A 20,214-nucleotide genomic window follows, 5' to 3' on the forward strand; every position below is an offset into this window, starting at 1 on the left:
CGAGGCGAAAATGACCGAAAGCTGCGTATCACAGATCTATTTTGCAAAAAAAGGCGAGCCGACGCCGCAGATGAGAGAGGTCGCGCAAAGCGAGCGCATGGACGTGCGGGCCTTGTGTGATCTGATCGCGCAAGGAAGAGCGATCATCCCCGCAAACGTTAATCATAAAAGCCTAAAACCCATCGGTATCGGGCGCGCGCTGCGGTGCAAGATCAACGCAAACATCGGCTCTTCGGGCACGACGAGCGATATCGAGGGCGAGCTGGAAAAGCTTGAGGCTTGCTTAAAGTACGGCGCCGATACGGTGATGGATCTGAGTACGGGCGGCGATCTTGACGAGATCCGCGCCGCGATAATCGAGCGCTCGCCCGTACCCATAGGCACGGTGCCGATCTATCAGATGATCCATGAGCTGGGCGATATTAAAAATTTAAAAACGAGCGCTATTCTTAACGCGATCGAGAAGCAGGCGCGGCAGGGAGTGGATTATTTCACGATCCACGCGGGCTTTAAGCTCGAGTTTATGCCGCTGCTATCCCGTCGCAAGATGGGCATCGTAAGCAGAGGCGGCTCGCTAATAGCGTCGTGGATGATGAAATTTCACAAGCAAAACCCCTTCTACGAAGCGTTTGATGAAATTTGCGATATCTGCGCCGCCTACGACGTATCGCTATCTCTAGGCGACGGCTTGCGCCCGGGTTGCTTATACGACGCGACCGATAGGGCGCAGCTTAACGAGCTTGAAATTTTAGGCGAGCTAGCCCTGCGCGCGAATGAAAAAAATGTGCAGGTGATGATCGAGGGTCCGGGACACATTCCGTTTAATGAGATCGAGCTTAATATGCAGCTAGAGCGCAAGCTCTGCCGCGACGCGCCGTTTTACGTGCTGGGGCCGCTTCCGACCGACATCGGCGCGGGCTACGATCACATCAGTTCGGCTATCGGCGGGACGATGGCTGCGTATTGCGGCGCCAGCATGCTCTGCTACGTAACGCCGAAGGAGCATCTGGGGCTTCCCAATGCAAAAGACGTCAGAGAGGGCATCATCGCGCACAAAATCGCCGCTCACGCCGCGGACGTCGCGCTAGGCAAAGCGGGCGCGATAGAGCGCGATCACGCGATGAGCGATGCGAGGTATAATTTTGATTGGAACAGGCAGTTTGAGCTTAGCTTCGATCCTGCGCATGCGCGCGAACTGCACGACGAGAGCTTGGGCGATGAAATTTACAAAGGCGCGGAGTTTTGCTCGATGTGCGGACCGAAATTTTGCGCATATAAAATCAGTAGAAATTTAACCGAAAATAAGGAGAAAGAATGAGTAAAGACGAAGTCTTAAATTTGCTTAAAAGCGTGATCTATCCGGGCTTTTCTAAAAGCATCGTGGATTTTGGATTTGTAAAAGAGGTCGAGATCGGCGATAGAATTTTCGTAGGGATCGAAATCCCCAGCGCCAAGCCGGAGATCGCAGCAGAGCTCAGATCGGCGGTGCAAAAGGCGCTAGGGGCGGATGCCGAAATTTTAATCAAACAGCCCAAGATCGCCGAGGAAAAGAGCAACTCTCGCAGCGGCAAAAATATCGCGCCGCAGATCAAGCATTTCGTGATGATCAGCAGCGGCAAGGGCGGCGTAGGCAAGAGCACGACGACGCTAAATTTAGCCATCAGCACGGCAAAGCTCGGCAAGAGAGTGGGGATTTTGGATGCCGATATTTACGGACCGAATTTGCCGCGAATGCTGGGGGAGGATAAGACGCAAGCAAGCGTCGTGGGGCAGAAGCTAAAGCCGATCTTAAGCCACGGCGTGGAGATGATGAGCATGGGCGTGCTGATGGAAGAGGGCGCGAGCCTCATCTGGCGCGGCTCGATGATAATGAAAGCGATCGAGCAGCTGCTAAAAGACGTGGCGTGGAGCGATCTGGACGTGCTGTTTTTGGATATGCCTCCAGGCACGGGCGATGCGCAGCTTACGCTCGCTCAGAGCGTGCCGGTGACGGCGGGCGTGTGCGTCACGACGCCGCAGACGGTCGCACTGGACGATAGCGCGCGCGGGCTTGATATGTTCGAAAAGCTCCACATCCCGATCGCAGGCCTTATCGAGAATATGAGCGGCTTCGTCTGCCCCGATAACGGCAAGGAGTACGATATCTTCGGTCGCGGCGGCGCGCAAAAGCTGGCGCAGCGATACAACACCGAGGTAATCGGCGAGATCCCGATCGAGATCGCTATCCGCGAGGGCGGCGACAGCGGCAAGCCGGTAAGCTTCTATGCGCCCGATTCTTTAAGCGCGAAGCGCTACGAAGATGCCGCGCGCAAGCTGTGGGAGAAGATCGAGAAGATCGACCGCGAGGAGCTGGCGGATAACTCCGCAATCCAGCCGGTGATGGACGGCAAGAGCGCCTGCTCGAATTAGGACTTTGGCGGACGCGTCGTCAAATTTAGCGCGGAATTTCTCTTGAATTTTGCAGATTGAAATTCAACGCGGAATTTTATACTTTGGAATTTCACGCCTAATTTTGCTGCAAATTTTATAGTGCTCGTAAAATTTCGGTATGCAAATCCGTCATAAAATTTTGCCCGTAAATTTCGCGGGCAAAATTTCACGCGGGTTTTGCGGCTTGGAATTTCACGCTGAATTTTGTAGCTCGAAATTCTGCGTTAAAATTTCGCCACGAAATTTTGAAGTAATTTTACGGCGTCAGTAAAATTTTTGTGTATAGAATTTCGTGTAAAGTTTCGTAGCACGGGATTTCATACTAAATTTTATAGCTTGAAATTCCGCTTTGATTTTGAGCAAATTTATAGCGCTCGCAAAATTTGGGCAAACGAAATTTCGTAGTTTGAAATTTCGAGCTAGAATTTTACCCAAGCTTCGTTGCGTGAGATTTTAGATAAAATTCTAAGCGTGAAATTTTACGGCGGAAGTTAAATTCTAAACGCGCAATTCAGCGAGGTAAAATTTGCCGTAGAATTCCGCTTTGGAGTTTTCAAATGTAAAATTTTAAGCATAAAGCTTTGCCGCAGAATTTTAAAACATGAAATTTTATCGCTAAAGCTCTGTTTTAAAATTTTAAGGCGGGGCTTTAAAATATGAATTTTAGGCTTGAAATTTTATCGCGCCTAGCTTTTTAGCGGTAGCCACAGCATTGCACTGGTTTAAATTTTATTTCGCTGGGCTTTATGGCGGTGGAGCTTATCTGCGAAAGCCTCTGTAGAGTTTATTTGGGATGGAATTTTATCTGTAGCGGTCGCGGAAGTAAATTTCTCGCGCAGCTGAAATTTAAGCAGTTGGAATTTTATTCGTATAAGCTGTGGAGCCAAGGCGGCAAAATCCCTAAGCCTAGGGCTTTTAGGTTTAGGGATTTTACTTTTATACGAAATAAGAAAGGTCGGTAATGAGGTTTTTGATTATTTTGGTGCTTACATTTGCGGCGTTCGCGCAAGAGAGCAATATGCAAAAATGGGCGAAAGAGATTACCGCGGACGCGCAGATCCCGCAGGATAAGTTTTTGGCGTTTTATCTGAATAAAGATGAGCCTAAGAAAGTGGTTTTCTCCGAAAATGTCGATCGCATCAGCGTCAATTATGAAGGAAATTCCTTTCATGAAATCCCGTCTCCAAATCTTATGGCGTATTGGGTCGGCGAGTTTAATTTTGACGCCGATATCGAAAAGATGGTGCTAGGAGATTACGGCTGGTCCACGCTGGTCATCGCCGTGGATGGCACGGACGTGCTAGGCGGAACATCTAGCAATCAAAAGCGCCCGCTTACGTATAAATTTAGCAAGGGCAAGCACAAGATCGAAGCGTGGTTTTTAAATGACGCGCATTCCAGCGAGCTTTTCGTGGATTTTAAAGATGTAGAGCCCTTTTATCGTCAAAAGGACGCCGTAGCCAAGATCCCTGCGGATAAGGACTACGATCTGTGGCTCGGCGCGATCTACGAAAGCGCGCAGATGAATAATCGCGTCAAGCTAAATTTAGCCAAATCCGATAAGCCTATCGTGTTGCTGCTTAGCTCATATCGCGCCGTGGAGTGGGAGATCTCAAATCCTCAAAATAACGAAATTCTAGCCGTGTTAATTTACAACCCCATAAGTAGCGTCCGTGGCGTAAGCGGTGCGCTTTACGTCGAGGACTACAGATACACAGAGGCTGCGGATGGGCTTAAATGCGAGTGCATCTCCGGCAATGTCTTTCACTGCGACGGCAGCGAGATTTATGATATGAACGGGCGCGTAAACGGGATATTTGGCAGAGGCCTGGGGGCGTTTGCCGGCAAGCACGCCGTAAATTCCTTAGATCTGCCGGGGCTTGTTATTACTCCGAAAATTTTAGACGAAAGCAAAGCTCGCCTGCTCTCTGTAGAAGCGGACCGCAAGAAATGCGAAAGCACGCCGATGGATGATGTGTTTAGATAGGATGAAATTTAAAATTTGGAGGAAAAAATGAGTAAAATTTTATATAATTTTTTGATTGATTTGTATTTTATGGGAGAAGTAGATGCCTAAAAGTCTTAAAAGCATTTTTGATAAGCTAAAAGAAATTTATGAGGGAATTTCAGTTACTTTAAAATTAATTTTTTCAATAGCACTTATACTTTCCATTATTGCAGGCTTTACTTTTGTGATTACTTATATGAGGGGTAACAGATTTTTTAGTTACGAAATTTTTAATGTAAGTAATATATGGATTTTTTTACTTGCAGGTATTTATGCAGTTATAATTTTAATATGTGCATACGGATTCTTTATTTTGGGTGCTTGTATGCGCATAACGCAATCCAACCCTAATGTTGATAGGTGTCTTTTATATAAGTGGCACGATAGTGGTTCCCTCTACATCTTTATAAATATATTTCTTGTAATTGTTGTATTTTTTATAGGTTGTTATTTTGGGCATAATGACAATTCTTTTACGACTTTCTTTGCGATACTTGCAATAATATTTTATGTTATGTATATATCATCAGTACTTAAAGATTGTAAAGATATAAAAATACTTTTTATGGTATCGGCAATTATATGTACATTATTATTTGGGTATTTTTGTTATCGTAGACTAAATATTTCTTTTGTGGAGTTAAGCCTTTCCTTTACAGGATTAGGGGTGGGGATATTTCTCATTGTATGCCAAGCTATAAGTATAAAAAGACTTTTTATAGCAATTAGTATGGTTGTATTTCTAATCTTGCTTATTTCTATGCTAATATTCCCTATCATATGGATTGATATATATAAGGAATTTTTTAAATCTATAGATTTAGCTTCCGATCATGTTGAAATTTATCTAAAAGATAAAAACGGATCCGTTCCTGGTAAACTAATTTTCGATGACGGCAAATATGCTTATGTAGAATTTAATCGCACGGATAGAAATTGCGGCGATGTCGGCGATTCTTGCATTAAAACTATAAGAAAGAAAGTCCCTAGCGAAGATGTTAGGATTATTACCAGAGTTAAAAAAGATACTAAAGCAAGTGTTCCGAAATAAAACTACAAGAAACCAAACAATCTAAAGCAAAATAATCAAGAATTTAAAAACGCGTGTTTTCGCTTTTAAATTCCATTCATGCGCCTTTTCAAATCCCCTTTTAAATTAAATTTAGATATACTCCCGCGCAATTTTGCGATTAAGGATTAAATATGAAAGAGATTAAAAGCCTAAGCGAGCTTCAGGCTTTTGCGGATAAAGTTCGCGCCAAAAAGGGCTATCGCGATCCGATCATGTGGGCGGTCGGGCGCGTATTTAAGGGGTGTGCAGAGGGGCACAAAAGCCTAAGCGTAAATTACGCGCACGTAAATTTTAAAGATGGGCTAACAAGCGCAGCAGTGCTAATCCATGCTCTAGCCGAGTGTGGCGATGTCGTGGATTTTAGCGGTAGTGAGTGCGTCCTTCCGCTAACGCATAAAGCCCTAAAAAAGGCGATCGAGACTTTAAAATTTCTACAGCCAGACGCCAAAGAGGGCGCGCACAAAAATCTGCAGGTGCTGCTTGCGGTTAAAGAGGCGATGAAATCGGACGAGCACGCGAGCTTTTGCGCTAGTTTTATCTTTGAGGATGCCGCGCCAAAAAGCGTCGAGAGCGTCTATCTTAAGCTTTATGCGCTTTCGCTAAATCTCTGCGAGCCGCGCACGCTCAATCTAGACGGCGCATTTAGTGTGCTTCCGAACGTCGCGTGGGATGAAAACGCTCGCCCGATCGAGCTTTGGTGGCTGCGTGAAAACGAAATCCATTTAAAAATGCAAGGCCGCTATCCACGCATAATCAGCGTCGATAAATTTCCGCGCTATCTAAGTCACGTCGTACCGCCGCAAAACGTGCGGATTTTAGATGACGCGAAGGTGCGTTTGGGTGCGCATATCTCCGCGGGTACGACCGTGATGCCGGGCGCTGCGTATGTGAATTTCAACGCAGGCACGATCGGCAGTGTTATGATCGAGGGGCGTGTCAGCAGCTCGGTCGTCGTGGGCGAGGGCAGCGACATAGGCGGCGGCGCATCGATTTTGGGCGTGTTAAGCGGCACCAACGGCAATGCCGTGAGCATCGGCAAGCACTGCTTGCTGGGCGCAAACTCCGTCACAGGCATTCCGCTAGGCGACCGCTGCATCGTGGATGCCGGCATCGCGATACTTGAGGGCACGAAAGTTTTCATCGCGCAAAAGGATCGCGAGGCGCTAGCAGCGCTAAATCCAGGCTTTGCGTTCGATCGTGAAATTTATAAAGGGCTTGAGCTTGCCAGGCTTAGCGGACTGCACTTCCGACAAAACAGCCAAAGCGGGCAGATTACGGCAAGCGTTAGCAAGCGCGCGATCAAACTCAACGCGGAACTGCATTAAATTTATAAATTTAAACGGCGGGCGCGGATTGGCTGGAGCTTTTCAAAGCTGTGTTAAATCTATAACTTAAACGGCGAGTTTGAAAAAGATACGGACGATCTCGCTGCGCGCCGCTTCGAGCGAGTATATGCGATCCGCCGCGAAATTTCCGCTCATAGAATTTCGCGCAAAATTTAAAGAATTTTTGCCGCGATTTAGAAAATTTCTAGCGGTGATTTATGGAATTTACGCCGCTATTTTAACGTAAGTAATTTTGGCGGCTCGCGGATTTGCGCCGCGCAAATAGGTCTTTAAATTTCAAAAAATAGATTGAATTTAAAATTTGAATATGATAGATTTCAAATAAAATAAGGAGGTTAAAATGGAAAAATTTATACTCGTCCTGTTCGGCATATTTATCTGCAGCGCGGCGCTTGCGGGAGATGCCGATGCCGAGCGCTGCAAGGTTTTGGCGGATGCCGTAAATGGGCGCAGCCACCCAGAGACTGAAGATATAAAGTTGGGCACGGCTACGTGCGAGGGCGATAAATTTATAGTTTCCATGACCCTAAAAAACGTAATTTGGGATAAAGTAGATCCCAAGATCAAGCAAAATTTTGAGAGAGTTTTGCGCGCCGATAGGCAAAAGGACGTTTGCGCGACGATGAAAGCGGGCGGTCTAAAACGCATAGGCGTGCGACAATTTCTGCAAAGCGGCGAAAAAATCGCCGATCTGACCTACACGCGCAGCGATTGCGGCTTAGAGTAAAATTTCAAAGGAGAGATAATGGAAGTGCCTCAAGCGGCGTATAGCAGGGATAAAATCATCATTCGCACCGGTGCGATCGGTATCATTTCAAATGTAATTTTAGCGGCATTTAAGGGCGTCGTGGGGCTGATTTCGGGCTCGATCGCGATCGTGCTTGATGCCGTAAACAACCTAAGCGACGCACTTTCATCCGTCATTACGATCGTGGGCGTACATCTTGCTAGCAAGCAGCCCGATCGCGCGCACCCCTTCGGGCACGGCAGGATTGAGTATCTAAGCGCGATCGTAATCGCCGTCATCATCCTCTACACCGGCGGCGTCTCGCTCGTCGAATCGATCAAAAAGATCATTCATCCGCAAGCGGCGAATTATAATGCGGTTTCGCTCGTCATCATCGCCGTGGCGGTCGCGGCGAAATTTAGCCTAGGGCTTTATACGCAAAAGACGGGCGAGCGCGTAAACTCCGACTCGCTCATCGCTAGCGGCGTGGACGCCAAATACGATGCGCTCGTATCGCTAGCCACCCTCGTAGCGGCTTTAATTTCGCTTATTTTCGGGCTGAGCTTGGAGGCGTATCTGGGCGCGATAATTTCGGCGCTTCTAATCAAAACGGCGTATGAAATTCTACGCGATACGATCAGCAAGCTTTTGGGCTCGCGCCCGAGCTTGGAGCTTACGAATGAAATTTACGACGTCGTGCGCGGCTTTGAGGGCGTCATCGGCGCATACGATCTGATGTTTCATGACTACGGGCCCGATAAAATGGTAGGTTCGGTGCATATCGAGGTCGCGAGTGACACGACCGCGGCGCAGATCGACGCTCTTACGCGCCGCATCCAAAACGCCGTTTTTGCGAAATTTAATATCATCCTAGACACCGTAGGAATTTACGCGTTTAACAAAAACGATCCGCGCGCTGCCGAGATCTACGAGCATATCAAGCAGATGGCGTTTTCGCATGAGTTCGTCTCGCAGATACATGGATTTTATCTCGACGAGCCAAAACACTCGATCAGCTTCGACGTTATCGTCGATTTCGCAGCGCCCGACATGGAGGCGACGTTTCGCGCGGTCTGCAAGCAGGTACGCGCCGCGTATCCGAACTACACGCTCATCATCACTCGCGATAGCGACTACAGCGGTTAAAATTTTAAATTGCTCTAGCGGTTTAAATTTAATCGCGCCGGCTCGCACCTCTTCGGCGAAATTTCAGAATTTTAAGCTACAATAGGAGAAATTTATCGCGGTTTGCCGCGGCGTAAAAGATGCAATAAACCGCGAGATGAAATTTGTGCGCAAAACTTAGCAGAAGCCCGCGCGCAAGGCAACGCAAAGAGAAATTTAAAAGGAAAAATATGGTTGAAATCAAAGATCTAACGATGCGCTTCGGTAAACAGCTGCTTTTTGAAAACGTAAATTTAAGCCTCGATAAGGGCAGGCGCTACGGTCTCATCGGCGCAAACGGCGCGGGTAAATCGACGCTACTTAAAATTTTAAGCGGGCAGATTGAAGCAAGCAGCGGCGAAATTCTGATCGAAAGCGGGCTTAAAATCGGCGTTTTGGGGCAGGATCAATTCGCCTTCGAAAGCTTCAGCGTCAAAGACGCCGTGCTTTACGGCAACAAGCGCCTCTATGACGCCGTGCGCGAAAAGACGCAGCTTTACGAAGCGGGCGAGTTTAACGATGAGATAAACGAGCGCCTCGGCGAGCTTGAGATGATCTGTGCGGAGGAGGACCCCGCCTACGAATACGAAACGCGGATCGAGAAAATTTTAAGCTCGTTGGGCATTAACGATTTCGATAAAAAGATGAGCGAGATCGAGACGAGCGATAAATTTAAGGTTCTGCTCGCGCAGGTGCTCTTCCCGCGCCCCGACGTGCTGTTTTTGGACGAGCCGACCAATAACCTCGATATCGACGCCATTTCCTGGCTTGAGTTTGAGCTAAATCGCCACACGGGCACGCTCTTAGTCATCAGCCACGACCGCCACTTTTTAAACCGCGTCTGCACGGACATCCTCGACGTGGATTTTAGGCGAGTGCGCGAATTTAGCGGCAATTATGACGACTGGTTCATCGCATCCAATCTCATCGCCAAGCAGGCGCAGTTCGAGCGCGAGAAAAAGCTCAAAGAGAAGGCGGAGCTTGAAAAATTTATCGCTCGTTTCAGCGCCAACGCAAGCAAAGCCAAGCAGGCCACGAGCCGTCAAAAACAGCTCGACAAGCTCGATCTTAGCGAGCTTGCGACCTCTTCGCGCAGGGAGCCTAGCATTTTATTTAAGCCCGCGCGCGAGATCGGAAATGAAATTTTGGAGCTAAACGGCGTGGATATGAGCTTCGGCGAGATTCAGATTCTGAAAAATTTTAACCTCAAGCTCGCTCACGGCGATAAGATCGGCATCATCGGGCGAAACGGCGTGGGCAAAAGCACGCTTTGCAAGATCATCATGGGCGAGCTCGCGCCGCAGCGCGGCAAGGTGCACATGGGCGCTACGATCGAGCCTGGGTACTTCGCGCAGGATACGAATAATAAAATTTCAGGTGAGCTCAAGCTCTACGAATATCTACAAAGCCCGCAGAATAGGGATCTGGATGAAATTCGCAAATGCCTTGGACGTATGCTTTTTAGCGGTGCGGAGCAGGAGAAAAGCGTGGGCAGCTTAAGCGGCGGCGAGAAACACCGCGTGATGCTAAGCAAGCTAATGCTACAACGCCCGAACCTGTTGGTGCTCGATGAGCCCAACAACCATCTTGATCTTGAGGCGATCATCGCTCTGGGAGAGGCGCTGTATAACTTCGCGGGCTGCGCGATCTGCGTGAGCCACGACCGCGAGCTAATCGATGCGTTTGCAAATAGAATTTTGCATCTCAAAGGAGACGCCGAAATCGTCGATTTTAGGGGCACTTACGAGGAGTATCGCGAGAGCTTGGGAGCGAGTGATGATTGAGATCTGCGTAAACGGCGAGCCTCTGCAGCTGGCGCAGGATATGAGCGTGAGCGAGTTTTTGCGCCGGCGCGGACACGATCTGCGCCTAGTAGCGCTCGAGCGCGACGGCGAAATTTTAAAAAAGCAGGAGTGGGAGCGCACGCAGATCTCAAGCGGCAAAAAATATGAGATCGTTGAGTTCGTAGGCGGCGGCTGAGGTCGGAGCTTTGAATTATTTTAAAATTACGGCAGCCGAGGTTTAAATCCGCGCGGAGGCCGCTAAATTTTAGTGGGTATGGCAACACAGCGGCTGGGGCTTAAAATTTGCGCGCGCGTCGTTAAAATTTTAAGCGATACGGCGGCGCGGAGACATAGCGGCGTTTGGGTTTTTAAATTTATGAGGAAGCCGCGGTAACCTGGCGCCTGCGGCGAGCCTTTAAATTTTTAAAAGTGAGCTAGGCCGCGGCGGCTGAGCGCAGGAGTTTTAAAATTTTGTATCGGTATTGTAAAGTTTGAGCGTACGGCTTTAAAATTTCGCTGCGTCGCGCTCGGTAACGGCACCCGACGCGCAAATTTTACCCGCGAGCGCACTAAATTAGCTCGTAAACACGGTATGTGCCGCGTGATCTATTTATATTAAACATAAAATTCCGCGTTCGGTGGCACGCCGCAGTGCGTAAAATTAACGGATCGATTCGGAGATCTATCGATATGCCGCGTTACAATACTGCGACGTAAAAAGGAGCGGGAATGCGACTTTGTTGCGCGGCGCACGGTAAAAAAAGCGGCTTGCGCCGATTAAATTTGGGCGGCGCGATAAATTTAAAAAGCTTAAGGCCGGTCAAAACAAAGCGCACGATACGGCGTCAAAATTTTATCGATTGGGCTTGCTTCGGGTTTACGCGCGATTGATCGTAGCGTTTCGCTAGTCGCAAGACAAAGCGCACTTGCGTTAGGCTCAAGTGCGGGTGCGTTGGCTAATTGAGCTCAATCATGGCGGTGGGCTGAGCTTCGGTCATCAAGACCGCGCAAATTTGTCTTAAGTATAAATCGCCATGGTGCGAAGCGAGCAATTGCGCGCTACAGCTCGTAGAATCGTTAAAATTTTCGGCTTTGCGTGACGCAAAAAAGGCACAGGGTCGAAGCTCGCGCGGCGAGGCTCGGGCGCGCAAAAAGATAAAATTTAGGATCAAAATGCAGATAAAATTAAACGGCAAAGCTTACGAAACGGGCGCAAGCGATCTTGACGGGCTGAAGCGCGAAGTTAAATTTAGCGGCGAGATCGCCGTGATAAACGGCTATGCGAGCACGCAAAATTGCGAGCTAAAGGCGGGCGACGAGCTCTTTTTGCTTGCCCGTGGTGCTGATCTGGCGCCGCAGGAGCTTCGCGCGCTGATGTTTGCTCGCAACGCTCCTTCAGTAAACGAGGCGCTGCAAGGCTCGCGCGTGGCGATCTGCGGGCTCGGCGGGCTTGGCTCAAACGTCACGATCCTACTTGCGCGCGCGGGCGTAGGCGAGCTCTTTTTGATCGACTTCGACGTCGTCGAGCCGACCAACCTGAACCGCCAGCAGTACGAGATCAGCGATCTCTACAAACCAAAAACGGCCGCTCTGCGCGAAAAAATCGCGCGCATAAACCCGTTCGTGCGCGTGCGAACCTTAAACGAGCAACTTACCGCGCAAAACGTAGCCGAAATTTTAAAAAACGAGCGTATAATTTGCGAGTGCTTCGACGACGCGGCGGCAAAGGCGATGATTTTCGACGCGCTCGGCGGCACGGATCGCTTTTTGATCTGCGCTAGCGGCATGGCGGGTAGCGGCGGCGCCAACGAGATCCGCACGACGCGACTCGGCAAAAACGTCTTCGTCTGCGGCGACCGCAAAAGCGCCGCAGCTCAAGGCGTGGGGCTGCTCGCGCCGCGCGTGGCGATCTGCGCCGCACATCAGGCAAACGTCGCGCTTAGGCTGATTTTAGGCGAAGAGAGCTAAGTTTGGCGCTAATCGCGCGCCTGCATTTTAAATTTACGCGCCTTTATTTATTTCGCTGCTAAATTTAGGCTTCGCACGATTGTTTTGAGAAACAGAGAGCATTTCGGCGGGTATACAGCGCGCGTTTTTAAGACGGCGTGAAATTTACCGCGCGCTGTGCAAATTTGGCCGCGTAAATTTAGTCGCGAGATCTAAATTTAAACGATGAAATTCAAACTATTTGCCGTGTGCAGCTCGCGGGTAAGTAGAATTTTAAAATTTATTCGGCGCGAGCGAGCTACTTTTGAACGTAGGATTTAAAATTTCGCGTAGCGAAGTGGGTCGCAGTCTGCACGTGAAATTTTAAAATTTTATGTCGTGGCGTAAAATTTTACGAGAAATTTTAAAGCTCTGGCGCGGCGTCGTGCAGCGTGTAAAGCGACAGATAGAAGCAAACGACGCGCACATCTGTGCCGCAATCTCGCGCTGCGTATAATGCACCCGTGCGTGCGCCGATATGCGTCATTTGCGCTGCGCATAAAAACGAAAATTTAAACTAAAGAGGATAGAATGGACGATAAACTGATTTTAGGCGGCAAGGAGTTTAGCTCGCGCCTGATAATGGGCTCTGGCAAGTTCGATCACGCGATGATCGACGCCTGCGTGCGGCACGCGGGCTGCGAGATCGTCACGCTTGCGCTGCGCCGCGTAAACGAAAGCAAGAGTCGCAATATCTTGGATTTCATACCCCGCGGCGTCACGCTGCTGCCGAATACCAGCGGCGCGCGAAACGCAGAGGAAGCGCTGCGGATCGCACGGCTCGCGCGTGAGCTGGGCTGCGGCGACTTCGTAAAGATCGAGATTATAGGCGACAGCAAATACCTTCTGCCCGACAACTCCGAGACGATCAAGGCCTGCGAGGCCCTGGCACGCGAGGGCTTCGTGCCGCTTGCCTACATGCACGCCGATCTGTGCGTCGCGCGCGATCTAGTAAACGCGGGGGCTGCCGCCGTGATGCCTCTAGCTGCGCCGATCGGCTCCAACCGCGGGCTGATGATGCGCGGGATGATCGAAATTTTGCTTGGCGAAATCGACGTGCCGATCATCGTAGATGCGGGGCTCGGCGCGCCTAGTGAGGCCTGCGAGGCGATGCAGATGGGGTGTGCCGCCGTGATGGTAAATACGGCGATCGCCACGAGCGGGGATCTGGCACTGATGGCGCGGGCGTTTGCGCTCGGCGTGCAAGCGGGGCGCGATGCCTATCTGGCGGGGCTCGGCGCCGTTTCTAAGACGGCCAGCGCAAGCTCGCCGCTAACGGGATTTTTGAGGTAGCGGTTAGAATTTTAAGCGCGCTTGGTTGCGCGAGCCGTGTTTTTTGCGCCCAATTTGCCTTTCTTGAGCCATAAATACATATCGCGCAAGCTCGGCGTGACAGCTGATAGACACGACGTGAAATTTTAAAATTTCACGTCGTGCAAATTTGCGTACAAAAGGCATGTAGAGCGTGCTGCGCGGCTTGCGATACCGCTACGAGTAGCGCGTAGATTTTACAAATCCCGCTTGCAATGTAGCGCGTCGTCGCAAGATACGCAGCGCGCCGTTTTGCACGAAAGGCGGTAACGTAGAGCTCGCGAGCTTGAACGAGCTTGAAATCGCGCCCGCTCTTGGCGCAAAAGCGCCACCGCAATTAGCGAAGAATTTTAAATTTTACGCAGATGAAATTTATTATAGCGCAAGCTCATCGTAGCTTCGGCGCGTTTAGCACGCGAATAAATTTTCGGTGCGATCCGCACACCCGTGCTTTTTAGGCAAAGCGGGCGCATTAAATTTAGCGTACAAGGCGATGAAATTTTAAAATTTCATCGCACCAAGTAACCCGATCGAGAGAAACTCGATTAATCAGCGGGCTATTTTAGTATGTCGTATTTGTCGCAGAATTCTTGTAAATAGTCTTTAAGGTAGCCGAATAGCCCTGGGTCATTTTTACCCATTTCGCAGGCTTTTTGATAGTATTGCGCCGCTCTTGCTCTGTCACTACCTGCTTCAAGGACTGAAGCGAAATTCCCGCACGCTACCCAGCTCCCCGCATCGCAGGCTCTTCTACCATATCCCATAGCCCGCGTTACATCTCTTTTTACCCCTTTACCATTTGCATACATATAACCTAAATTGTTGCAGCCATCCGCAAACTTACCGTCGCAAGCTTTATTATATAGTTCGACAGCCTTTTTATAATCTTTTTTTACCCCTTTGCCGTCGAAGTACATTGCTCCCAAATCCGAGTAAGCCATATAATCATTTACGTCACAAGCTTTTTTGTAAAAATAGAGCGTTTTTTTATAGTCCCTATCGGATGCGTTTCCTCCAAATTCGGTCGGATTTTTATAAAGAGCGCCGGCATAGCCGCAAGCCTGAGAATCACCCGCTTCGCACTTTTGCTCAAATTGTTTTCTTTGCGATTGAAATTGCGTTTCGCCGAAAGCCAAAGAGCCCAACAGGGCTAAACCTAAAATGATTTTTTTCATCGCTTCTCCTTAAAATTTTACGAAAGTATATTCTTTCGTCTTTTAATAATCACTAAAATTTAAAATGCGAACGGGGCGCTCCGTTTTAAAATTTTTTTACCGAAATCCTGCTAAAATGCGCTTCTAAACCAAACGAAAAGAAACTTTGCGGCGCCTAAATTTACACGCAAAAGCGTGCCGCGTGGAATTTAAATGAAAATTTAAAAGGAAAATTTTAAAGATGAATAAAACCGGCTATCTAGCGGGCATGGAGGATATTGGAAGCGAGATAATGCAGAGCACGCTTGCCCTGCGCGAGGGCTTTTGCGAGGAGGCGAGCGAGGCTGACGTGCAAAGGGCGATCGGTGCGAAAAATAGAAGTCTGCGCGATTTTGCCGCGCTACTAAGCGTGCGCGCAGGCGAGCATTTGGAACAGATCGCGCAAGCCGCGGCGCGCGAAAAGGCGGCGCATTTTGGTAGCAACATCGCCGTTTTCACGCCGATTTACATCTCAAACTACTGCGACAATCTGTGCGTTTACTGCGGCTTTAACTGCAAAAACAAAATCGCGCGCGCAAAGCTCGATGAGACGCAGCTAAAGGCGGAGTTTGAAGCGATCGCGGCGAGCGGACTAGAAGAAATTTTAATCCTCACGGGCGAGAGCGAGAAAAACAGCCCCGTACGCTACATCGGGCGCGCCTGCGAGCTCGCGCGGCAGTATTTTAAGGTAATCGGCGTTGAAATTTATCCGCTAAATTCCGCCGATTACGCCTATCTGCACGCTTGCGGCGTCGATTTCGTCACCGTTTTTCAAGAAACCTACGATCTCGCGTGCTACGCGCAGCTGCATCTTGCGGGCAACAAGCGCGTTTTTGCGTATCGCTTCGCAGCTCAAGAGCGCGCGATCAGAGGCGGTATGCGTGGCGTGGGCTTTGCGGCGCTTTTGGGGCTCGGGGACTTCCGCCGCGATGCCTTTGCTACGGGCGTGCACGCGTGGCTGCTTCAGCGCAAGTACCCGCGCGCCGAGATTGCCTTTTCGGTGCCGCGCCTGCGCCCGATCATCAACAACGACAAAATAAACCCGAAAGACGTCGGCGAGCGCGAGTTGCTGCAGGTGATGTGCGCGTATCGGCTGCTGCTGCCAAGTGCGCAGATCACGATCTCCACGCGCGAGAGGGCGGGCTTCCGCGACAATGCGATCAGGATCGCGGCGAGCAAAATTTCGGCAGGCGTGAGCGTGGGTATCGGCGGGCACAGCGAGCAGAGGGGCGACGAGCAGTTCGAGATCAGCGACGCGCGCAGCGTAAGCGAGGTCTGCGAGGCGATCCGCGACGGCGGGCTGCAGCCGCTGATGAGCGAGTATATCTATGTGTGAGGCGCGAAATTTTACCGCGTGCGTGGATGAAATTTACGGCGTTAGACGCGAGATTTTCAGCGTCGGGCTCGAGGGCGGATTTAGTGCCACCCGGCGCAGAAGTAAAATTTATAGCGCAAAATACGACGCCAAATTTTGCAGCGCCGCGCACGGCGATAAAATTTATGGCGCTATTGCAGATGATAAAATTTTCGATGTCGTGTCAGCTGGCGCGGGAAATTTTGAGATACAAAATGCGTGCGTAAATTTAAGACCTAGGAACACATACGCGGATTTAAAATTTAAAGGCGACGCAAATTCCGAGCCCGCGGGCGACATAAATTTTAAATTTAAAAACGGCGCGAGATTCGGGTTCTTATGTAGCGGTAACGCGAGGTCGCTAAAATCGAGGAGCTGGGCGAACGCTTTGAGTTTTAGCGCTGCGGTGGGAATTTCGGCCCTTGTTTCGGCGGGCGAAATTTTGAAATATGGCGTGACGATGGGGATTTCGGCACTCGCCCTAGCAAGTAAAATTTTAATCCCTAGCATCGCAGGCAAAATTTTAAATTTGAGTGCGGCGCCGCGCACGGATTTTGGGTTTAAAGGAGCGGGCAGATGCTAGATTTAGAGCTTGCTTCGCGCATTACGATCATCACAAATCGCGCGCTCTGCGGCGGCGAGGCGGCGCTGCTCGCGCGCATAGCGGATTTTGCCGCGGCGGGCGTAGGCGAGATCGTCGTGCGCGAGAAGGATTTAGACGAAGCGGCCTATGCGGCGCTGTTTAGTAAAATTTTACTCGCTCGCAAGAGTGGGTTTTGCGCGGATACAGCCCGTGCGGACGGGATTTTTGCAGATGAAGCTCGTGTCGTTAAATTTAGCGAAACCCAAGCTTTCGCGAGCGGATCGAACGCGAGCGCGGCCTACGCGGATAAAATTTCGCTCTACGAGCGCAACGCAGATGAAGTTTCTCGAAAAAAGCTCCATTCAGGCGGCGGTAGGAGCGAGCTTTGCGCGGATGGGGCTCGCAAGCACGGTGCCGCTACAGATGAAATACGGCCTAAAAATTCCGCTTGCGTTTTAGATGAAATTTTGTCTGAAAATTTTACAGGCGCTGCAAACTGCGCGAATGATAGCGCGCCGGGCGAGATTTCGCTTCGCGGCGCCGTATGCGAAGCAAAACCCGCGGCGCAGATCGCACAGAGCGTAGTAAATGCGGGTAACTCGCAGAGCGCAGGAGATGCGGAAAGTATAGGGGGCGTAGAAAATTCACAGAGCGTGAAAAAGGCGGAAAACTCGCAGAGTGTAGAGGGTGCGCAGAATGCAAAGAGTTCTAATCGCCAGTCTACGATCTTTGTGCATAATTTTGCAGATTTTGCGCTGAACGCGAGCGCGAGAAATTTATGGCTGCCGCTCGGGGTTTTGCGGAGCTTTAGCGCGGCGCGAGGGGCGGAGTTTTTGCGCGCAAATTTTAAAAAATTGGTCGCTTCCTGCCACAGCGAGGCGGAGGCACGCGAGGCGCTGGAGCTGGGCGCGAGCGCGATCTGCCTAAGCCACATCTTCGCGACTGATTGCAAGGCGGGGCTAGCGCCGAAGGGGCTAAATTTGATCCGCGCCGTGCGGGAGTTTTTCGCGGGCGAAATCTACGCGCTAGGCGGCATCACGCCGCACAATTTCGCCTCCGTCTTACGCGCGGGAGCCGATAGGATCGCCGTTATGAGCTCGGCGATGGCAGTGCGGGACGCGAGCGATTTCATAAGAAAATTTAAGAAATAAATCGATCCAAAAATGCGGTTTGTTTCCGTTGTCGCGCCCTTGCTGCCGTCATTGCGCTGCATGCGGCGCGACGCAAAAACATATATTTCAATAAAATCAAAAACGCGCGAAATGAACGCGATTTATTGCGATTTAAGCCCAAAGTTATAAAATACGAGCGATTTAAGCTTAAGGATATTTTTTGGATAAAGTGCTGTTTGAGGAATCTAAAAAGCCTCTAAACGAACGACGTCGGACTTTCAAGCAAAAGCTTCGAAAAGGCGCTAGCGCTGACATCTTTGACGATGCGGATTTAAGCGATGCAACGGATCGCAGATCATTAAATTTAAACGATGCAAATTTGAGTAGCAAAAGCTTTAAAAATGTGAATTTTAATCAAACAGATCCCGAATCGCAACCCGATCATCTTTGCGGCGCAAATTTCCGAGATAGAAATTTAAACGACATGAATTTAAACTCAAAAGATGAGATAAAATTTCAAAATTTAAACCCGGGTGGTATTTCATCGCGGGGCGCTAAAACTCGTGATTACGACAAAGAGCCGTTGGTCATCAAAGACTATATGCCGATCGTAAATATTATAGCTATAGTAGCGTTGCTTTGTTTTGCTATGTTTATAAATTTAGTGTCCAACATCCCTTATGATAGAAAAGTTGCGAATATCCTGCTCACCGCACCTTTGGCTGCTAGGGCTCTTAAGGGTTTTTCACAGCATTACGGAAGGAAATTTATATTTTTAAACTCAAGCATAAAATGTATAAAATCAGGCGAGCAGTTTGTAATGAAATTTGATGATATTTTATATTTTAAAAAGACTTTCGCACTTGTTTATGAAAGCGAAACACGAAAATACACGGAAACGGAAAGAATTATAGGAAAAACCTGCCTTACCATATACGTAATCGCTTATATTTATGGCGCGATATTTGATGACCCTATGATAGTCTTTATAATGTTATTTTGCTGCATGGGAGCGATTATCTTTCTTTTTATACCGCAAATGATTTTTCATCTATTTAAGGGCGGCTTATTTTCATGTAGGTTTGTCGATGCTTTAATTATAGACGCGCTTTACAATAAATTTTTTATATTTATACCCACTAATAAAGAATATAACGAGCTGAAAAAATATATGGAACTAAAATTTAATAAAGACCTAGACGCGCCAAATTATCTTTTAAGAGTTAAAAATTTTTAACTCAGGCATTTTTCGAATTTACGAAGTCTCATTCCACAAGCCGCGCGCGGATGTCGCCGAAGAGCAGCACGTCCTTCAAAACGGCGCGATCGGCGTAACCGCGCTCGTTTAGGCTCAGGTGCAGCTCGCCTCGGCTGCTCGAAAATATCGGCTGGTTGATGAAAACCACGTAGATCGCCGCAGCCTGCTTATCCGCGCCCGCGCCGCGCCCTTTAAAATTTACGTCCGTTGTGCCGGTTTTCGTATCTGCTCCGCTAGAGCTTGTGCTTGCCGCTGCGCCGGAGTTTGTGTCCGCATCGCTAGGCGGCGCGACGCCAAGCTCACTCGCGATATTTGCGGCGGCGCTTCCGCGCGGTATTTGAATGTCGATCCTTCCATCGGCACTTTTTGCGCCTGCGGCTCGGACGAAAAATTTATCGCCCGAGTGCGGAATTTTAGAGAAATTGAAAAACAAACTCAGCAGGTCGTTCGTCGCAAAATAGGGCAAAATTTCGTCGCTTACGAGCTGCAGCTCGCCGCCCGAACCTTTGAACTTTTGAAATTTTATCGTTTTGCGCGCGTAGTCGAAGGCGTAGGTTTTGCGCTCGTTTTTCGTCGTTTTGCCCTTTTTGCGCGAGACCTCGTGGACGTAGAGATCGGGCATCAAAAGCCCCGCCACGACGCGCCCCTTTGAGCAGAAGCTCTCGCGCCTTTGCCCGCTTAGGCTCCCCGCGACGCCCTGCGCAACGGCGTCCATGACGATCTCGTAGCGATCGCCCTGCCGCACGAGCCGCGTATTTGCGCTGCCGACCGCGCCGAAAACGCCGAACGAAATCTCATATTTCGCGCTGATCGTCTCGCCCAAAAGAGCGCTCGCGCACAAAATTAAAGTAGCAAAAAATTTCATCTCTACCGTCCTTCCGCTTTG

20 protein-coding genes are annotated in these 20,214 nt (G+C 49.5%); 17 read left to right on the forward strand and 3 right to left on the reverse strand.

Features of this window, described 5'->3' with window-relative positions:
• Positions 1 to 10: 10 nt before the first annotated feature.
• The 12 genes from thiC to thiF all read left to right on the forward strand — a co-directional run bounded on the left by thiC (position 11) and on the right by thiF (position 12,499).
• Positions 11 to 1,318 (forward strand): phosphomethylpyrimidine synthase ThiC, encoded by a 1,308-nt coding sequence (gene thiC, locus Q0101_RS08075; protein ID WP_297944155.1) that lies wholly within the window; start codon positions 11 to 13, stop codon positions 1,316 to 1,318.
• Positions 1,315 to 2,409, forward strand: a complete 1,095-nt coding sequence (locus Q0101_RS08080) for an Mrp/NBP35 family ATP-binding protein (protein WP_297944156.1) — start codon at positions 1,315 to 1,317, stop codon at positions 2,407 to 2,409. The genes thiC and Q0101_RS08080 overlap by 4 nt, the downstream gene beginning before the upstream one ends.
• 982 nt (positions 2,410 to 3,391) lie before the next feature.
• The gene (locus tag Q0101_RS08085; RefSeq protein ID WP_297944158.1) at positions 3,392 to 4,417 is read left to right on the forward strand and encodes a hypothetical protein; all 1,026 of its coding nucleotides are present in this window, start codon (positions 3,392 to 3,394) and stop codon (positions 4,415 to 4,417) included.
• A gap of 82 nt (positions 4,418 to 4,499) precedes the next feature.
• Positions 4,500 to 5,489, forward strand: a complete 990-nt coding sequence (locus tag Q0101_RS08090; RefSeq protein ID WP_297944160.1) for a hypothetical protein — start codon at positions 4,500 to 4,502, stop codon at positions 5,487 to 5,489.
• Positions 5,490 to 5,641: 152 nt separating this feature from the next.
• Positions 5,642 to 6,835 (forward strand): tetrahydrodipicolinate N-succinyltransferase N-terminal domain-containing protein, encoded by a 1,194-nt coding sequence (locus Q0101_RS08095; RefSeq protein WP_297944162.1) that lies wholly within the window; start codon positions 5,642 to 5,644, stop codon positions 6,833 to 6,835.
• Positions 6,836 to 6,914: 79 nt separating this feature from the next.
• A complete protein-coding gene (locus tag Q0101_RS08100) occupies positions 6,915 to 7,082 on the forward strand; it encodes a hypothetical protein (protein ID WP_297944165.1) in 168 nt (55 codons plus the stop codon).
• Between the two features lie 114 nt (positions 7,083 to 7,196).
• Positions 7,197 to 7,583 (forward strand): hypothetical protein, encoded by a 387-nt coding sequence (locus Q0101_RS08105; RefSeq protein WP_297944167.1) that lies wholly within the window; start codon positions 7,197 to 7,199, stop codon positions 7,581 to 7,583.
• An 18-nt stretch (positions 7,584 to 7,601) separates the two neighbouring features.
• Complete coding sequence (locus Q0101_RS08110; protein ID WP_297944169.1) at positions 7,602 to 8,729, forward strand: cation diffusion facilitator family transporter; 1,128 nt, start codon at positions 7,602 to 7,604, stop codon at positions 8,727 to 8,729.
• A 209-nt stretch (positions 8,730 to 8,938) separates the two neighbouring features.
• Entirely contained in the window at positions 8,939 to 10,531 is a 1,593-nt protein-coding gene (locus Q0101_RS08115; protein ID WP_297944172.1) for an ABC-F family ATP-binding cassette domain-containing protein, read from the forward strand.
• Positions 10,524 to 10,727, forward strand: a complete 204-nt coding sequence (gene thiS / locus Q0101_RS08120) for a sulfur carrier protein ThiS (RefSeq protein WP_297944174.1) — start codon at positions 10,524 to 10,526, stop codon at positions 10,725 to 10,727. The genes Q0101_RS08115 and thiS overlap by 8 nt, the downstream gene beginning before the upstream one ends.
• A gap of 533 nt (positions 10,728 to 11,260) precedes the next feature.
• A complete protein-coding gene (locus Q0101_RS08125; RefSeq protein WP_297944176.1) occupies positions 11,261 to 11,422 on the forward strand; it encodes a hypothetical protein in 162 nt (53 codons plus the stop codon).
• Positions 11,423 to 11,704: 282 nt separating this feature from the next.
• Entirely contained in the window at positions 11,705 to 12,499 is a 795-nt protein-coding gene (gene thiF, locus Q0101_RS08130; RefSeq protein WP_297944179.1) for a sulfur carrier protein ThiS adenylyltransferase ThiF, read from the forward strand.
• 382 nt (positions 12,500 to 12,881) lie between these two features.
• On the opposite strand, the gene Q0101_RS08135 is transcribed toward thiF, so the two are convergent.
• Entirely contained in the window at positions 12,882 to 13,004 is a 123-nt protein-coding gene (locus Q0101_RS08135; protein ID WP_297944181.1) for a hypothetical protein, read from the reverse strand.
• A gap of 44 nt (positions 13,005 to 13,048) precedes the next feature.
• On the opposite strand from Q0101_RS08135, the gene Q0101_RS08140 reads away from it, so the two are divergent.
• Positions 13,049 to 13,810, forward strand: a complete 762-nt coding sequence (locus tag Q0101_RS08140; RefSeq protein WP_297944184.1) for a thiazole synthase — start codon at positions 13,049 to 13,051, stop codon at positions 13,808 to 13,810.
• 575 nt (positions 13,811 to 14,385) lie between these two features.
• Here Q0101_RS08140 and Q0101_RS08145 read toward each other — a convergent pair.
• A complete protein-coding gene (locus tag Q0101_RS08145; RefSeq protein WP_297944187.1) occupies positions 14,386 to 15,003 on the reverse strand; it encodes a tetratricopeptide repeat protein in 618 nt (205 codons plus the stop codon).
• Positions 15,004 to 15,223: 220 nt separating this feature from the next.
• Here Q0101_RS08145 and thiH point away from each other — a divergent pair, with 220 nt between their 5' ends.
• The 4 genes from thiH to Q0101_RS08165 all read left to right on the forward strand — a co-directional run bounded on the left by thiH (position 15,224) and on the right by Q0101_RS08165 (position 19,307).
• The gene (gene thiH / locus Q0101_RS08150; RefSeq protein WP_297944190.1) at positions 15,224 to 16,357 is read left to right on the forward strand and encodes a 2-iminoacetate synthase ThiH; all 1,134 of its coding nucleotides are present in this window, start codon (positions 15,224 to 15,226) and stop codon (positions 16,355 to 16,357) included.
• Positions 16,350 to 16,958, forward strand: coding sequence for a hypothetical protein (locus Q0101_RS08155; RefSeq protein WP_297944193.1), 609 nt, complete (start codon positions 16,350 to 16,352; stop codon positions 16,956 to 16,958). Before thiH ends, Q0101_RS08155 begins: the two co-directional genes overlap by 8 nt.
• Positions 16,952 to 18,109, forward strand: coding sequence for a thiamine phosphate synthase (locus Q0101_RS08160; RefSeq protein WP_297944196.1), 1,158 nt, complete (start codon positions 16,952 to 16,954; stop codon positions 18,107 to 18,109). Before Q0101_RS08155 ends, Q0101_RS08160 begins: the two co-directional genes overlap by 7 nt.
• Before the next feature lie 181 nt (positions 18,110 to 18,290).
• Positions 18,291 to 19,307 carry a pentapeptide repeat-containing protein gene (locus Q0101_RS08165; RefSeq protein ID WP_297944200.1) on the forward strand — a complete coding sequence of 339 codons (1,017 nt, stop codon included), beginning with the start codon at positions 18,291 to 18,293 and terminating at the stop codon, positions 19,305 to 19,307.
• Positions 19,308 to 19,335: 28 nt separating this feature from the next.
• On the opposite strand, the gene Q0101_RS08170 is transcribed toward Q0101_RS08165, so the two are convergent.
• Positions 19,336 to 20,193 carry a DUF3108 domain-containing protein gene (locus Q0101_RS08170; RefSeq protein ID WP_297944203.1) on the reverse strand — a complete coding sequence of 286 codons (858 nt, stop codon included), beginning with the start codon at positions 20,191 to 20,193 and terminating at the stop codon, positions 19,336 to 19,338.
• Positions 20,194 to 20,214: the final 21 nt, after the last annotated feature.

Origin of the sequence: uncultured Campylobacter sp., from assembly GCF_937921625.1 — a bacterium.
In the GTDB taxonomy this organism is placed as follows: domain Bacteria; phylum Campylobacterota; class Campylobacteria; order Campylobacterales; family Campylobacteraceae; genus Campylobacter_B.

Bases quoted from the DNA above. Each gene is read 5' to 3' on its own strand.
- thiC (WP_297944155.1), top strand. From the start codon at position 11: ATGACCGAAAGCTGCGTATCACAGATCTATTTTGCAAAAAAAGGCGAG.
- Q0101_RS08080 (WP_297944156.1), top strand. From the start codon at position 1,315: ATGAGTAAAGACGAAGTCTTAAATTTGCTTAAAAGCGTGATCTATCCG.
- Q0101_RS08085 (WP_297944158.1), top strand. From the start codon at position 3,392: ATGAGGTTTTTGATTATTTTGGTGCTTACATTTGCGGCGTTCGCGCAA.
- Q0101_RS08090 (WP_297944160.1), top strand. From the start codon at position 4,500: ATGCCTAAAAGTCTTAAAAGCATTTTTGATAAGCTAAAAGAAATTTAT.
- Q0101_RS08095 (WP_297944162.1), top strand. From the start codon at position 5,642: ATGAAAGAGATTAAAAGCCTAAGCGAGCTTCAGGCTTTTGCGGATAAA.
- Q0101_RS08105 (WP_297944167.1), top strand. From the start codon at position 7,197: ATGGAAAAATTTATACTCGTCCTGTTCGGCATATTTATCTGCAGCGCG.
- Q0101_RS08110 (WP_297944169.1), top strand. From the start codon at position 7,602: ATGGAAGTGCCTCAAGCGGCGTATAGCAGGGATAAAATCATCATTCGC.
- Q0101_RS08115 (WP_297944172.1), top strand. From the start codon at position 8,939: ATGGTTGAAATCAAAGATCTAACGATGCGCTTCGGTAAACAGCTGCTT.
- thiS (WP_297944174.1), top strand. From the start codon at position 10,524: ATGATTGAGATCTGCGTAAACGGCGAGCCTCTGCAGCTGGCGCAGGAT.
- Q0101_RS08125 (WP_297944176.1), top strand. From the start codon at position 11,261: ATGCGACTTTGTTGCGCGGCGCACGGTAAAAAAAGCGGCTTGCGCCGA.
- thiF (WP_297944179.1), top strand. From the start codon at position 11,705: ATGCAGATAAAATTAAACGGCAAAGCTTACGAAACGGGCGCAAGCGAT.
- Q0101_RS08135 (WP_297944181.1), bottom strand. From the start codon at position 13,004: ATGACGCATATCGGCGCACGCACGGGTGCATTATACGCAGCGCGAGAT.
- Q0101_RS08140 (WP_297944184.1), top strand. From the start codon at position 13,049: ATGGACGATAAACTGATTTTAGGCGGCAAGGAGTTTAGCTCGCGCCTG.
- Q0101_RS08145 (WP_297944187.1), bottom strand. From the start codon at position 15,003: ATGAAAAAAATCATTTTAGGTTTAGCCCTGTTGGGCTCTTTGGCTTTC.
- thiH (WP_297944190.1), top strand. From the start codon at position 15,224: ATGAATAAAACCGGCTATCTAGCGGGCATGGAGGATATTGGAAGCGAG.
- Q0101_RS08155 (WP_297944193.1), top strand. From the start codon at position 16,350: ATGTGTGAGGCGCGAAATTTTACCGCGTGCGTGGATGAAATTTACGGC.
- Q0101_RS08160 (WP_297944196.1), top strand. From the start codon at position 16,952: ATGCTAGATTTAGAGCTTGCTTCGCGCATTACGATCATCACAAATCGC.
- Q0101_RS08170 (WP_297944203.1), bottom strand. From the start codon at position 20,193: ATGAAATTTTTTGCTACTTTAATTTTGTGCGCGAGCGCTCTTTTGGGC.